This window comes from Limosilactobacillus pontis (assembly GCF_002940945.1).
In the GTDB taxonomy this organism is placed as follows: domain Bacteria; phylum Bacillota; class Bacilli; order Lactobacillales; family Lactobacillaceae; genus Limosilactobacillus; species Limosilactobacillus pontis_A.
On record NZ_PNFV01000006.1, the window covers coordinates 14919 to 29046 of the forward strand.

General features: G+C 49.4%; 11 protein-coding genes. 1 reads left to right on the plus strand and 10 read right to left on the minus strand.

Annotation, left to right across the window (positions count from 1 at the left end; genetic code table 11):
* Nucleotides 1–141: 141 nt before the first annotated feature.
* The 7 genes from CK797_RS05965 to fsa form a co-directional block, all read right to left on the minus strand.
* Nucleotides 142–1146, minus strand: coding sequence for a LacI family DNA-binding transcriptional regulator (locus CK797_RS05965; RefSeq protein WP_104688847.1), 1005 nt, complete (start codon nt 1144–1146; stop codon nt 142–144).
* Nucleotides 1147–1242: 96 nt separating this feature from the next.
* Nucleotides 1243–2514 (minus strand): oligosaccharide MFS transporter, encoded by a 1272-nt coding sequence (locus CK797_RS05970; protein ID WP_104688848.1) that lies wholly within the window; start codon nt 2512–2514, stop codon nt 1243–1245.
* Nucleotide 2515: 1 nt separating this feature from the next.
* Nucleotides 2516–3937, minus strand: coding sequence for a glycoside hydrolase family 32 protein (locus CK797_RS05975; RefSeq protein WP_104688849.1), 1422 nt, complete (start codon nt 3935–3937; stop codon nt 2516–2518).
* Nucleotides 3938–4169: 232 nt separating this feature from the next.
* On the minus strand, nt 4170–5726 hold the full coding sequence (gene guaA, locus CK797_RS05980) for a glutamine-hydrolyzing GMP synthase (RefSeq protein ID WP_104688850.1): 1557 nt from the start codon (nt 5724–5726) through the stop codon (nt 4170–4172).
* 335 nt (nt 5727–6061) lie between these two features.
* The gene (gene tkt, locus CK797_RS05985; RefSeq protein WP_104688851.1) at nt 6062–8086 is read right to left on the minus strand and encodes a transketolase; all 2025 of its coding nucleotides are present in this window, start codon (nt 8084–8086) and stop codon (nt 6062–6064) included.
* Nucleotides 8083–8637 carry a triose-phosphate isomerase gene (locus CK797_RS05990; RefSeq protein WP_181049537.1) on the minus strand — a complete coding sequence of 185 codons (555 nt, stop codon included), beginning with the start codon at nt 8635–8637 and terminating at the stop codon, nt 8083–8085. Before CK797_RS05990 ends, tkt begins: the two co-directional genes overlap by 4 nt.
* Nucleotides 8638–8650: 13 nt before the next feature.
* A complete protein-coding gene (gene fsa / locus CK797_RS05995) occupies nt 8651–9304 on the minus strand; it encodes a fructose-6-phosphate aldolase (RefSeq protein WP_104688853.1) in 654 nt (217 codons plus the stop codon).
* Nucleotides 9305–9583: 279 nt separating this feature from the next.
* Between fsa and CK797_RS06000 the strand changes: the two genes are divergently transcribed.
* Nucleotides 9584–10756, plus strand: coding sequence for an ATP-binding protein (locus CK797_RS06000; protein WP_104688854.1), 1173 nt, complete (start codon nt 9584–9586; stop codon nt 10754–10756).
* On the opposite strand, the gene coaA is transcribed toward CK797_RS06000, so the two are convergent.
* The 3 genes from coaA to CK797_RS06015 all read right to left on the minus strand — a co-directional run bounded on the left by coaA (nt 10753) and on the right by CK797_RS06015 (nt 14125).
* Complete coding sequence (gene coaA / locus CK797_RS06005; protein WP_104688855.1) at nt 10753–11676, minus strand: type I pantothenate kinase; 924 nt, start codon at nt 11674–11676, stop codon at nt 10753–10755. The two genes, CK797_RS06000 and coaA, sit on opposite strands and share 4 nt — an antisense overlap.
* A gap of 245 nt (nt 11677–11921) precedes the next feature.
* A complete protein-coding gene (locus CK797_RS06010) occupies nt 11922–13865 on the minus strand; it encodes a copper-translocating P-type ATPase (RefSeq protein ID WP_104688856.1) in 1944 nt (647 codons plus the stop codon).
* The gene (locus CK797_RS06015; RefSeq protein WP_104688857.1) at nt 13862–14125 is read right to left on the minus strand and encodes a cupredoxin domain-containing protein; all 264 of its coding nucleotides are present in this window, start codon (nt 14123–14125) and stop codon (nt 13862–13864) included. The genes CK797_RS06010 and CK797_RS06015 overlap by 4 nt, the downstream gene beginning before the upstream one ends.
* Nucleotides 14126–14128: the final 3 nt, after the last annotated feature.

Here is a 14128-nt window from a genome sequence, read left to right on the forward strand (position 1 = left end):
ACGAAAAATAGGAATGGGCTCCAATCACTTAAGAACTGTAAAGCTAGTCTTGAAAGATTAAAAAAGTTCAGAACGACTTCAAATCGTTCTGAACTAATCTCAGGTTATTTAGTTGCGCTTTAAGCTTCTCCAATATATTGACTATTCTGCCGTGACCGGCTTCACGGAAGCGGCTGGCAAGAATTTAACCGGCAGGGTGTAGCTCTTTTCAACTGGCTGCTGGTCAATTTCATGTTGTAAAACTTTAACTGCTAACTGGGCCATTTGATTAATTGGCTGTTCTATTGTTGCAAGTTCAGGGACCATCATTCGGGTTGTTGGCACCCCGTCGTAGCCGATTACCTGCAGTTCATCTGGAACTTTAATTCCCCGTCGTTTAGCAGCTTGAAGGATCATAACCGCATCCATATCGTTACTGGCAAAAATACCATCGACATCCGGGTATTCCGTAAACAGTTGATTAAACAATTCTTCCTTATCCTGTTGGGTACTACCGAAGTTAACACTGTAGGTGTGAGGCACCAGGTGATGTTCTTTCATCACGTCCTCATAGACCTGCTGTCGCAGATAATCATGATGGTCAAAAAGCTGTTCACTGTCGGTATGGATAATATGCCGCGCGCCCCGCTCCAGGAGAGCGAGAGTTGCCAATCGTCCACCTGCGTAATTATCGGAGCTGATATTTGGAATAGTTGAACGCAAGTAGCGGTCGATCGAAACAATCGGCATGTTAGTATGCTGATACTCTGGAATTTGCTGTTGGTGGTTATGGGTAGCAATCACCAAACCATCCACCTGACGAGCCAGCAATTGCTTCAAGTAGGCTCTTTCCTTAGCAACATCATTTTCGGCATTCCCAATCATTACCCGAAAACCGTTCTTAAAGAATTGACGTTCCAACTCATATGTCAGTTGCCCAAAAAAGGGATTGGCAATTGTCGGCACCAAAATTCCAATGGTCATTGTTCGCTGTGCCTGCAGTTGCTTAGCGATAATATTCGGCCGGTAATTCAACTTTTTCATAGCCTGTTCAACTTTAGCAATCGTTTCCTTACTTAAATAGCCACGCCGGTTAATTACCCGCGAGACGGTAGTTGCGGAAACTTTAGCTACTTTAGCCACATCATTTAGTGTCGGTTGGCTCATAATCAACCTTCTTTACATTATTTTCACTCTTTTCAATATACACCAACCGCCAGTGGCAAAAAAGAGAAAAGTGAGGACTAACGAAGCTGTTCTCCACTATTGTTTTCTTTCTAATGGCTGACCATTGACATCCTGATTATCCTTCAAGATAACAAAACAACCATAGATCCCCGCACAGAGTACGATCGCCGCAATCACCAAGAAGGTTGGCTGGTAACCAATCCGGTCACGCAATGCTCCCAATGGCGTCGATAAGATTACCTGGCCAACTGAACCCGCAATTCCAGTCACAATATTGATGGTTGCTGACAAACGCGGATCATAGTGCAGGGTGTAGTAACGGAACATTACGACTACGAAGATCGCTGTTTCTGGAGCGTGCAAGAGCTTAATACACGAAACACCCAGCGGGTTGGTGATCAGACCACACCCCATAATTCGAATAAACATAAAGGAAGTTCCAATCAAAATGGTCTTCTTAATCCCTACTTTCCGCATCAGGATTGGTACCAAGCCCATGAAGATTGATTCAAGAAAGACTTCGACTGAATTGAGAATTCCGTACATATGATCTCCAGCTGCCTGAGTGGCAAAAAACTTGGTAAAGAATTGGGGGAACATCTGCTGGTCGAAGATGGTATAGAAAGTCCCACTGAAAACCAGGAAGATGGCAATTTCCCACAGACTCTTGATCTTAAAGATCGCTAAGAAATCCTTGGTGGAAAGTGGTTGCGATTCCCGCTCATTTTCCTTCTTATTTTCAAACTTAGCCAGGTTTTGTGGACGACGAATTGGATTCCAGAATACCAATACCAGCAACAAAATTAGGGCGATTGCCGAACCAGTCCAGAAGACCAAGTAAGGGCTGATGGTAAACAGGAAGCCGGCTGCCAGGGCTGCGACCGCGTAACCAAAGGATCCCCATGCCCGTGCTTGACCATATTGGTAGCCAAACCGCCGACTGATTCGTTCAGCCAACGCTTCAAACATTGGTGAGGCGGATAGGTAGGCAAACGTCAGATAAATGGACCCCAGTAAAGCTCCCAGCATAAAGTGAGCCTTTAGGATTGGAATATAAAGCCAAGTAAAGAAGGGGCCAAGCAGCATTTCCAGGATGGCGCAGAAAATCAACAAGGTCCGCCGCGTTCCTAGCCGATCCTGGAAGTTACTGTAAACCAGGTTCATTACCAGTGAAATTGCTGAATTAAAGGAATAAATAATTCCTACCTGGGCACCGGAGAAACCCTCCTTAGTTGTCAGCCAGATTTGGAAGAAGGACCACCAGATCCCCCAGCCGGCAAAAAATAGCAGCAGATTTAATGAATAACTAGCATAAAAAGGATTACGCCACTGACTTTTAGCTCCCATCTTACTCTTCTCCCTTTCCTAAAACATAAGCTTGCTCATCGAGGGTAACTCCCTTTGCAGCAATGGCCGCGGTTACCTTCCCCGTTGCGTAATAGCGTTCCGTAAAACTAGCCGCGCCATCATTGATAAAGCATTCAACCGAACTGGTATCAACAAAGATATGAACATTCTTAGCTGGCGCAGTTAGCGTTGCGTAACGATACTGATCTTGTGTTCCACGCCGATAGAGCGTCACCTTGGCCCCTTGGCAATTAATCTTGATCAGTGATCCCCGCTGGTCGCTAATCGACCATTGAAAATCCGTTAAGCTTCCGTCATCGAAGTCAAAAAGATATTCTGCATGTTGGGCATCCTTAATCGATACCTGTGCTTCCCCATTTAATGTCAGGTGCTTCTTTGTGCCGCCAGCTTGGCGCAGCTGAGCTAATTCTTTGACCGGTCGATTCTTAAGCTGACCATCCTCTAATACCAGCTCACGGGGTAAGGTCAGACTCCCGGCCCAGCCATCCGCTTGCTCGGCCATTTTTTCATTGAACGGACTCAACCAGCCAAAGAAAATCCGCCGATTGTCCGGCGTCAGCATCGTCTGCGTCGCGTAGAAATTGTGTCCATGATCCAATTCGCGGAACTTGCTTCCGTCAAAGCGATGCTGTTGGTAATCAAGATGACCAACCGAGTAGCATACCTGAGAAAGGTTCATAAACTGTTCGGGTTGCGACTTTATACCCATCGGCGAACATAACAACACATCGGCGTTACCTAATGTGAATAAGTCAGGACATTCCCACATCCAGCCTTCAGCATCTCGGTTATGGGATTGGATGATTGGCCCACAGCTTTCCCAATGTTCAAGATCGGTTGACTTGTACATCAGGATCCGCCCCAGCTTGTTTTCTTTATCCTGACTACCGATAACCATGTAGTAGTGCCCATTATGTTCCCATACTTTCGGATCGCGGAAGTGTTGAGTATTGTCCGCTGGTGTCTTAATGATTGGGTTCCCCGCATACTTGTGGAAAGTAATCCCATCATCGGAGTAGGCCATATTTTGGTTCTCCCAGAAGTGGTCCAGATCATTGTCATCATAGTAGTTGTGACCGGTATAGAACAGGTACAGGCGATTGTCCTTGATGATCGCCGATCCGGAAAAACAGCCACCCTTATCTTCCGGTGCACCAGGGGTTAGGGCAATTGGCAACTGCTCCCAGTGTACGAGGTCCTTACTCCGGACATGCCCCCAATGCATCGGTCCCCATTCGGCTGAATAGGGGTGAAATTGGTAAAAGACATGGTAATACCCTTTGAAATAGCAGAGGCCGTTAGGATCATTGAGCCAACCACCTGGTGTTTGGATATGGTACCACTGACGATAACGCTCGTTAGTAACCTTAATCATTTTGTCTGGATTGAATTCTTCCTTCATTACTCTTCGTCCCTTTCGTTAGCGCTTTCATTCAAGCTACGGCCACAATATATCGCTTTCATTTTTATATGTCAATCGTTTGACATGTCAAACGATTGACATATCCCTTGTCGCTGTAAGCGTTATCCCAATTTAAATTTTTTTGATACTCAAACATAAAAGGACCAAGAGTGAAAAATTACTCTTGATCCTCTTATTTCTTTTATAAAACTATCAAACAAGCACGTTATGCTTATTCGTACTCGATTGTCGAAGGCGGCTTGCTCGTGACATCATAAAGGATCCGGTTAACGTGATCGACTTCATTGACGATCCGAACTGAAATCTTCTGAAGCACGTCCCAAGGAATCTTGGCAAAGTCTGCGGTCATCCCATCGATCGAAGTAACGGCTCGGATGGCCACTGCATAGTCATAAGTCCGGCCGTCACCCATCACCCCGACAGAACGAATTCCCGGCAGGACGGTAAAGTATTGCCAGATTTTTTCGTCAAGGCCGGCCTTCTTGATCTCATCGCGCAGGATAGCGTCAGATTCGCGGACAATTTCCAGCTTCTCCAGTGTGATTTCACCGATCACCCGGATCCCCAAACCAGGACCAGGGAACGGTTGCCGCCATACCAGTTCGTGCGGGATACCAAGTTTTTCACCTAACTCCCGAGTCTCGTCCTTAAAGAGCTTACGCAGCGGTTCGATCAGCTTGAAACCGAGCTTCTTCGGCAGTCCCCCAACATTGTGGTGAGACTTGATCGTCTGGGCCGTATCGGTTCCAGACTCGATCACGTCCGTGTACAGGGTTCCTTGTGCCAGGAAGTCAGCATTTGGAATCTTTTTGGCTTCCTCATTGAAGACCTCAACGAACTCCTTGCCGATGATCTTTCGCTTCTTTTCAGGGTCAGTAACCCCCTTGAGTTTGCTCAGGAAACGGCTGGCGGCGTCGACCTTAATGATGTTAACCCCGAGATCACGGTTCAGGGCATTCATGACCTGATCGGCTTCATTTTTCCGTAACAGGCCATGGTCCACGAAGATGCAGGTCAGCTGATCACCGATTGCCTTGTGGATCAGAACAGCGGTAACACTGGAGTCAACCCCGCCGGACAGGCCGAGGATGACCCGTTTATCGCCAACCTCACGACGGATGTGGTCAATTTGCAAGTCGATGAAGTCATCCATCGTCCAGTTGTCCTTGGCACCACACACATCAAAGGCAAAGCGCCGCAGAATATCGAGCCCGTACTCAGAGTTGCGTACCTCAGCGTGGAACTGAATGCCATAGAATTTGCGCTTGTCATCAGCGATGGATGAGATCGGGCAGTTCTTACTGGTGGCCGTTACCTTAAAACCTTCGGGAGCCTTAGTAACCAAGTCACCGTGGCTCATCCATACATATTGTTTCTTAGGCAGGCCCTTGAACAGCACCGCATCGTCGTCAAGTACCTGGATATCGGCCCGGCCATACTCAGAGTTCTCAGCCTTCTCGACTTTACCGCCCAGGTCATAGGACATCAGCTGCATCCCATAACAGATTCCTAAGATTGGAACACCTAATTTAAAGATTGCTGGATCAACCTTGAATGCATCTGGATCATACACGCTGTTTGGACCACCAGAGAAGATGATTCCCTTGAGATTTTTAATCTTCTTGACCTCGTCGGCCGTGATCTTGTGCGACAGCAGCTCCGAGTATACCCCGAAATCCCGCAGCCGCCGGGTAATCAGCTGGTTATACTGACTCCCAAAATCAAGCACAATGATCTTATCAAATGCATCTAAATTGACGTTTGCCACAATGCCACTTCCTTTGATTGAAATTCTATTCTTTAGAGGCTAGTTTACAGGCAAGAAGACGGACGGTCAACCAAATCTGGCGATTAATTGTTGCGCTTTTTGCCACCATTTTTATTATATGCGGAATTCACCGGAAAGTTCAGCCTGAAATGGCGAAAATTTGACCTGGTATAGCAAAACGGACCGGCAGGGTGCCGATCCGTTGCGAAGGAATGTTTATGTGTAAATTGATGGATGATAAAGAACCTATTCGTCCAGAGCAGCAGTTAGAAGTTTGAGCTCCTCAGTGACTGCCTGCTCATCAAGTTGATTAAGGTCCTCGTTAACATTAGTGATCATTTGCTCGCCCCCTTCTGCTTCAAAGCAAGGAAGTGCTTCACAACATTGTCAACGGTAAAACCGTACTGGTTGGCGATTGTCTGGCCGTCTCCACTCTGGCCAAACTGTTCAACACCGATTACGTCGCCGTCGAGGCCCACATACTGTCCCCACATGGCTGGTGAGGCCATCTCAACGGCGAGGCGGGTCCGTACCTGATTTGGCAGGATCTGTTCCCGATAAGCCGCCGACTGCTGGTTAAAGCGTTCCATGCTGACCATTGAAACAACTCGGACGTGGATATCGTGTTGCTTGGCCAACCGTTCCCGGGCAGCTAGAGCTAAGGAAAGTTCCGACCCGCTGGCCATGATAATCCCCTGAGGCTTGTGAGTGTCAGCAACCACATAGGCCCCACGTTCGCAAACCGCACCGACTGTCTCATTCAAGACAGGCAGATCCTGGCGGGAGGCAATAATCACGCTCGGCCGGTCGGTTGTCTTAGCGATTGTTTGCCAAACCGCTACTAACTCGTTGGCATCAGCCGGCCGGAAAACCTGAACATTCGGAATTGTCCGCAGCATCGCCAGCTGTTCCACTGGTTCGTGAGTTGGACCATCTTCCCCAACCATCAGGGAGTCGTGGGTCAGAATGAAAATGGATGGTAACTTCTGCAAGGCTGCCAGACGGATCGCCGGTTTCAGATAATCGCTGAAGACCATGAAGGTGGAGCAATAAGCCCGGCTACCACCGTGAAGGTTGATCCCGTTGATGGCGGCGGCCATCCCAAATTCGCGCACCCCAAAGTAGATGTTACGACCACCATAGTTAGCAGGTTTGAAGGCATCGTAGTCCTTTAGGCGGGTCTTGTTGGACGAGAAAAGATCTGCCGAACCGCCCCAGAGTTGCGGATTACGCTTGGCCAGGTCCTGCATGGCAACCGAATTAGCAATCCGGGTCGAAACCCGGTCTCCTGGCTGATAGTGGTTAGTCAGGTCCCGAATGTCCAAGCGCTGACTTCCCAGCTGCTTGGCCTGGTTTGGAAACTCACGTTGGTAGTCGCTGAAGAGGGCCTGCCACTCGTTGTAGCGTTCCTTCTTGCCCATTACATACTGGGCAAACTGTTGGTAGACGCCATCTGGGTACTCAAACGGTGGGTACGGCCACTGGTAGTTTTCACGAGTAACGGCCAGGTTATCCTTTCCCAGTGGATTCCCGTGTACCTTGTTGGTCCCCTCGTCTGGCGAATTGTAACCAATAATCGTCTTCACTTCAATCAGTGACGGCTGTGATGACTTTTGCGCCCGACTGATGGCACGCGCAATTGCATTCATATCACCACCGTCTTCAACCAGCTGGTAGTCCCAATGGGCGGCTTTAAAGCGCTCGCCAGTATTCTCATTATTGCTGAGGCTCAGCGGTCCATCGAGCGAAACATCATTGGAGTCATAAAGGACGATTAGGCGGCCCAAGCGATTCTTACCAGCCAGAGACATCGCCTCGTCGGAGATACCTTCCATCAGATCGCCATCCCCAACGATCGAGTAGGTGTAGTGGTCGATGACCGGATAGCCCGGTTTATTATATTGGAGCGCCAGATGACGTTCAGCCATTGCCATTCCCACTGCCATTGCAAATCCCTGGCCAAGGGGACCGGTAGAGGCGTCGACACCCGGTGTCAGCCGATATTCAGGGTGGCCAGGTGTCCGAGAGCCTAACTGACGGAAGTGTTTGATGTCATCTAAAGACAGGTCAAAACCATTGAAGTGCAAGAGACTGTATAAAAGTGCTGAACAGTGCCCCCCAGACAGAACAAACCGATCTCGGTTCAGCCATTGCGGGTCATTGGGGTTGAAGCTGAGGAACTTCTCCCAGAGGGTGTAAGCCATTGGCGCCATCCCCATTGGTGAACCCGGGTGGCCACTTTGAGCCCGTTCAATCATATCCATACTCATGAACCGCAGGGCATCCACGGCCTGCTGATCTTGGTCAGTAAACTGTGGAGCTGGGGTCCACATCACGGAAGTATTTCTACTAGTAATCATTTTCTAACCTCGTTTTCTGTATGCTGATTGCCAAACGGGTTCTTCATTATCCCGTCGACGTTGATATCATTCATTACAACTGCTCGTGCCGTATCTAGGACGGGGCCGGCGTAGACGATCGTGACCCGGCGTGCCAGCTCACGGTCATAGAGGGTGGCAAGGATATCCCGGATCTGCCGGTGGGCCACCCGGATGCGCTGACTATCTGCAGGAAGCCAGCATCCCCGGGACCACTGTGGCCAATAGACAATCATCAGCCGATCAAGTTCAGCCGCGGTTACACCATCAAGGGCTCCTGCCAGCTGATTGATGATTGTCTCGGCAAAGTCCAGTGGCGCCAGGCGCTGGTCACCCTCATCCAGGCAGACCATTAGGGAACGCTGAGCAGCAACGGCCTGTTGCACGTTCCGATTAGCCAAGCGTCCACCCTCATTGCGACACTCAATCCAAACATAATCGTCAATTGTCGTAGCACCACGCCCCATATCAATCGTTATGGGCACCAGGTGACTTGTCTGCGGTGCTGGCACTGTGCTCTTTAACATCCCCATCACCATTTCCTTTCTACTTCTGCAGGCGTTCAAATTCTGCCCAGTCCTTCTCAAAGGCAGCCAGGCCCTTGTCAGTTAGTGGGTGTTCCCAGAGCTTAACCAGAATCTTGGCGGGTACCGTTGCAATGTCACAGCCAGCCAGTGCCGCTTGCTCAACATGCTGGTAATTACGGATCGAGGCTGCGATAATCTCGGTTTGATAGCCATAATTATCAAAGATCTGACGCAACTTCTCTACTAACTCGATACCATTGGCACCGATGTCATCCAACCGGCCAAGGAAAGGACTGACGTAGGTGGCACCAGCCTTAGCCGCTAACATTCCCTGCATAGCGGAGAAAACAAGGGTAACATTGGTCTTAATTCCCTCTTTAGAGAGAACTTTGACTGCCTTCAATCCCTCGGCAGTCATTGGGATCTTCACCACGATGTTATCTGCCCACTTGCTCAGTTTCCGGGCCTGCTCAATCATCTCAGGGGCCTGGTCAGCAGTAACTTCCGCACTGACTGGGCCATCAACGATCGCACAGATCTGCTTTTCAACGCTCTCCCAGTCCTTGCCTTCCCGGGCAACCAGGGTCGGATTAGTGGTAACCCCGTCGATGATTCCGAGTTCGTTGACCTTCTTGATGTCCTCAACGTTCGCTGTGTCAGCAAAAATTTTCATGGATATTATCTCCTTAATCATTTATTTTCCGCTCGCTAAAGCATGCCTAACTTCTTAAGTGGTCTCAGTAAGACTGTCAAGGAGATTTTGTCAAATAATTTTTGTGCAACCGTTAGCCCTTCCGCCGTAGCAAGGAATATTTTTAGTAAAATTATGTTTTTTTACTAGTATTAGCTGTGAATTTCAACGTTCATATTTGGAATTCGTTCCCAATTTGTAAACTAGTCCAATCACTGTTAGAATGGATCTATCCACTAAATTTTAACGGAGATATCAAAGATGTTCATACGATCATTTCAACTAGACCAATTTGAAAAATATGCGGATAAAAGCCGGATCAAAGTAATTACCGGTGTTCGCCGCAGTGGCAAATCAATTTTACTAAGGCAGGTAAAAAGTACCCTGCGACGCCGCAGCGTTAATAAGGAGCAGCTTCACTTCGTCAGTTTTAGTCAGCTTCATCGCCAACTCCTGATCGACTGGCCCTCACTAGCGGCCATGATTAAAAAAAAGCTCGTCGCGAAAAAGGAAAACTACCTCTTCCTCGACGAGCTTGACCAGCTTGACGACGCTGTCCCTCTTTTGCAGGAACTGCTGAGCCAGGGTAACGTCAACCTCTTTGTGACCACCGCCACTCGTTCCCTAATCGATCGGCTAGCACCACTAAAGAAACAATTAGCAGTCATCTCAGTACTACCGTTAAGTTTTGCGGAGTTCTGCCAGTATCAGGGACACCCCGCCAACCGTCAGGGTCTCTATCAATATCTCAATACTGGTGGTTTCCCCTTCGCCCAGGATGTTCATGACCAGCATTCGATGACAAATTACTTAGATGAAGTCTTCAACACCATCCTGGTTGGGGGCTTTACTAAACACGGTACCCTCTGCAACCCCTTCTTGACCAAGCAGCTGGCAATCTTTCTGGCTAGCCGGCTAGGTGAAACAGTCAACGCCTCCAAGGCAGTTAGCGGTCTGCAGGCGATGGGAGTGCCAGTTTCCAGTAAGACCCTGGCCAGTTACCTGTCCTTTCTTCAGAACACCTTCCTCTTTTACCCTTGCTACGAACTCGACCTGGCCCGTAACAAGATCAAGCCGACCAACGTCAAGTACTACCCGGTCGACCCCAGCCTGCGCAATTACCTGACCAACCAAAAAGGAGCGCTCTCCCAAGCAAACTTGGAGGCACTCCTCTTCATCGAACTCGTCCGCCGCGGTTATCTGGTCCACACCAACAAACGGTTCACTTTCGTCGCCGATCGAAATCGACAACGTTCCTATATTCAGTTTAGGTATTCCCTGCGTAGCCAGCAGGATTGCGACCGAGCCGTAGCCGCCTTTCGCAACCTGCCCGCCAACGCCAATAAACATTTAATCGTCATGCAGACAGGTGATATGGTGGTCGCTGATCCTGCCGTCCCAATAGTCCGGCTAACCGATTGGCTGGTTTCCTAGTCCCGTCGCAGGTAGATTCGGTCAACCACGTGCCCCACAGTCTTGTGAAGAATTACGTTCGCCCGGGTTTTAGTAGGAAGGATGAACTCCTCCAGATTTGGCAGGTCAACTCGCTGCCAGACGTCGCGAGCCATCTTAAAGGCGTCCTCGCGATCCCCTTGGGAGTATGGGTAGTAGTAATTGGACGGGTCTGTGAAGGCCGTGTCTAGCAGCATCCCAAATCGCTGCAAGTACCACTGTTCAATCAGGTCGGGATCGGCATCAACGTATAGTGACAGGTCGAAATAGTCACTAACGTAGAGCCGCTGATTAGTCGGCAGCTGGAGAGTATTGATTCCCTCAACAATCAGGATGTCGGGCTGCTTGATCAGCTGGGGTTTGTCCAGTTGAACATCGTAAACCTGGTGCGAGTAGGTCGGTGCCTTAAGTTCCGGCTCTCCTGCCTTGACGTCATTTAAGAACTTCAGTAGTTTCTCCATGTCGTAAGACTCGGGGAAACCCTTGCGATCCATGATCCCCTGCCGTTTCAACTCGGCGTTGGGGTAGAGAAAACCATCCGTAGTCATTAGCTCCACCTGCTTATCTGGCAGGAGCTTATTAAGCAAAATACTGAGCAGACGGGCAATCGTACTCTTGCCGACCGCTACCGAACCGGCAATTCCGATGATATAGGGCACCCGGTGAACCGACTGGCGGAGAAAATTGGCCTTCTGCATCTGCCACTCCAAAAAGTTTTGGTAGCGCAGCTGAATCAGTTTAATGAGGGGCAAGTAGACGTCCTGAACATCCTGAATTGAGATCCGATCGTTCAGTGACTTGATGTCCTCCAGGTTGTCCTGACTCAAGCGGACCTTGTTGGTTGGAAAAAAGCTATGCCAGGTTTGCCGATCAAATTGTTCATAATTCATCCATTCATCCATTATTCGTTTTTCCTCAATCCATTTTGAAGTAAGCGTTTACTAGTATGGTACCACAAGGCCACCCGCTTGGTTCAGCGAATCTGCTTGTAGATTGCTTCACGAGGTGACATTGCTAGTCTACCGGACGAAGAGGAGAAAAGCAACCACCATAAAAGGGATGTAAAAAATAGCTCATAGATAAAACACATGCAGGGCCTCCAGCGTTTGGAAACGTTGGAGGCCCTGCATGCTTTGAAAACATAATATTATTCGGCCTGAACAGCGGGTGCGGGGTTACCGATCCTGACCCTGTTCAGCAATAGGGATGAAGTGACAACTGAGACTGAACTAAAGGCCATTGCCAGTGCTGCAAACTCTGGACTGAGCTGAAGGCCGACGCCGACAAAGACACCAGCTGCAATCGGCACCCCAATCAGGTTGTAGATCAAGGCCCAGAACAGGTTGAGCTTGATCCGGCTGAAGGTCTTCTTGCTGATATCAAGGGCCTTAACCACCCCACGAAGATCGTTTTGAACCAGGACAATACTGCCGGACTCAATTACAATATCGGTCCCTGACCCCATAGCGATCCCGACATTGGCTGCCGTCAGGGCCGGGGCATCATTGATCCCGTCACCAACGAAGGCCACCTTGCCATCCTGCTGCAGTGCTTGAACGTGTTCAGCCTTTTCGTTCGGCAGGACATTGGCGATGACTTGGTCGATGCCTACTTGCTTAGCGATCGCAGCGGCGACCCGATCGTTGTCCCCAGTCAGCATGACTGTCCGTAGCCCCCGGGTCTTCAACGCCGCAATAGCCGCAGCGGATGTTGGCTTCGGAGCATCCTGGATAGCCAGCAGGCCGATCACCTGCTTGTTTAGGCCAACCAGAATCACCGTTTTTGCCTCGTCCTGGAGGGTCGTTATCTTTTCTTGCAGGTCATTCGTGATCTGCCCATTGGCCAGCAACTTGTCATTACCAACAAACGCTGGTTGACCATTAAGGGTCGCCTGGACCCCCTTTCCCTCAACTGTTGCGAAATCAGTCACGCTTTGTGGTGCAACCTGCTTTTCCTCAGCTGCCTTCATAACCGCCTTAGCCAGCGGATGTTCGGAGTTGGTTTCGAGACTAGCTGCCACCATGAGAACCTCTGCCGGGTTACCGACGATGTCTGTGACCGTTGGCTTACCGACCGTGATGGTCCCCGTTTTGTCAAAAACTACCGTCTTAACATCGTTGATCTCCTCAAGGGCCTGACCATCTTTGATCAAAACACCCATTTTGGCAGCACGACCAGTCCCCACCATCAATGCCGTAGGGGTAGCCAAGCCAAGGGCACACGGACAAGCGATCACGATGACCGCCACCGCAAACAACATTGCTTGGACCATAGTAGCGCCTAAGAAGCTATACCAAACCACAAAGGTAATGATAGCAACGATCAATACCGCCGGCACAAAGATTCCCGAGATCTTATCAGTCAGGTTTTGAATCGGGGCGTGACTAGTCTGGGCCTTTTTCACCATCTCAACAATCTGGGCCAGCATGGTGTCTTGTCCAACCTTGGTGACCCGGAACTGAATTGCCCCATTACCATTAATCGTCGACCCAACGACGGTATCACCAGCCTTCTTACTGACCGGCATTGACTCCCCGGTAATCATCGACTCATCCAGGGTAGTCTGGCCACTGGTGATCACTCCGTCAACCGGAACCTTCTGCCCTGGCTTTACCTGGACAATATCACCGACTTGGACCTGGTCAAGCGGAACCGCCACAAACTGCCCGTCACGAAGCACCATGGCACTCTTGACCTGGAGATCCAACAGTTTCTTAAGGGCATTAGATGCGTTGTTGTGCATCCGTTCCTCCATCGTGTCACCAAGCAAGACGAAAACAGCAATGAAGGCCGCACTTTCGAAATAGACTGGTCGCCCAGTAATCATCGCAAAGAGGCTGTAAAAGTAAGCGATCGTGGTTCCGATTGCGACCAGGGTATTCATGTTGGCATTATGGTGTTTGAAGGCCGCCCAGGCACTGGTCCAATATGGCAGAGCCGCCACCAGCATAATCAGGGTGGTGGTGATCAGAGCTACCCAGTTATAGCCCGGCATCATCCAGTGAAACGGCATCGCCAGCATCTGAATCACCATCGGAATAATAAGGATAAAGGAGATCCAAAAACGCTGGCTGCTTGTTAGCTTGCTCATTTTACAACCACCTTTCCATGAAACATCCCCATTCCGCAGGAATAGTCATACTCACCAACCTGTTTGGGATTAATCGTAACCGCAACATCCTGGTCCAGGGGAAGGTCTTGCTTAAAGCCAAGTTCGTCTGATTGTACGGTTGCTAAACAAGCAGACGGGTTGGCACGGTTAAATACCAGCTTAGTAACCTGATCCTTGGGCACCGTGATCTCTTGTGGCTCATAACCATTATTAACGTTAATTTCCACCGTATTTTCCATTAC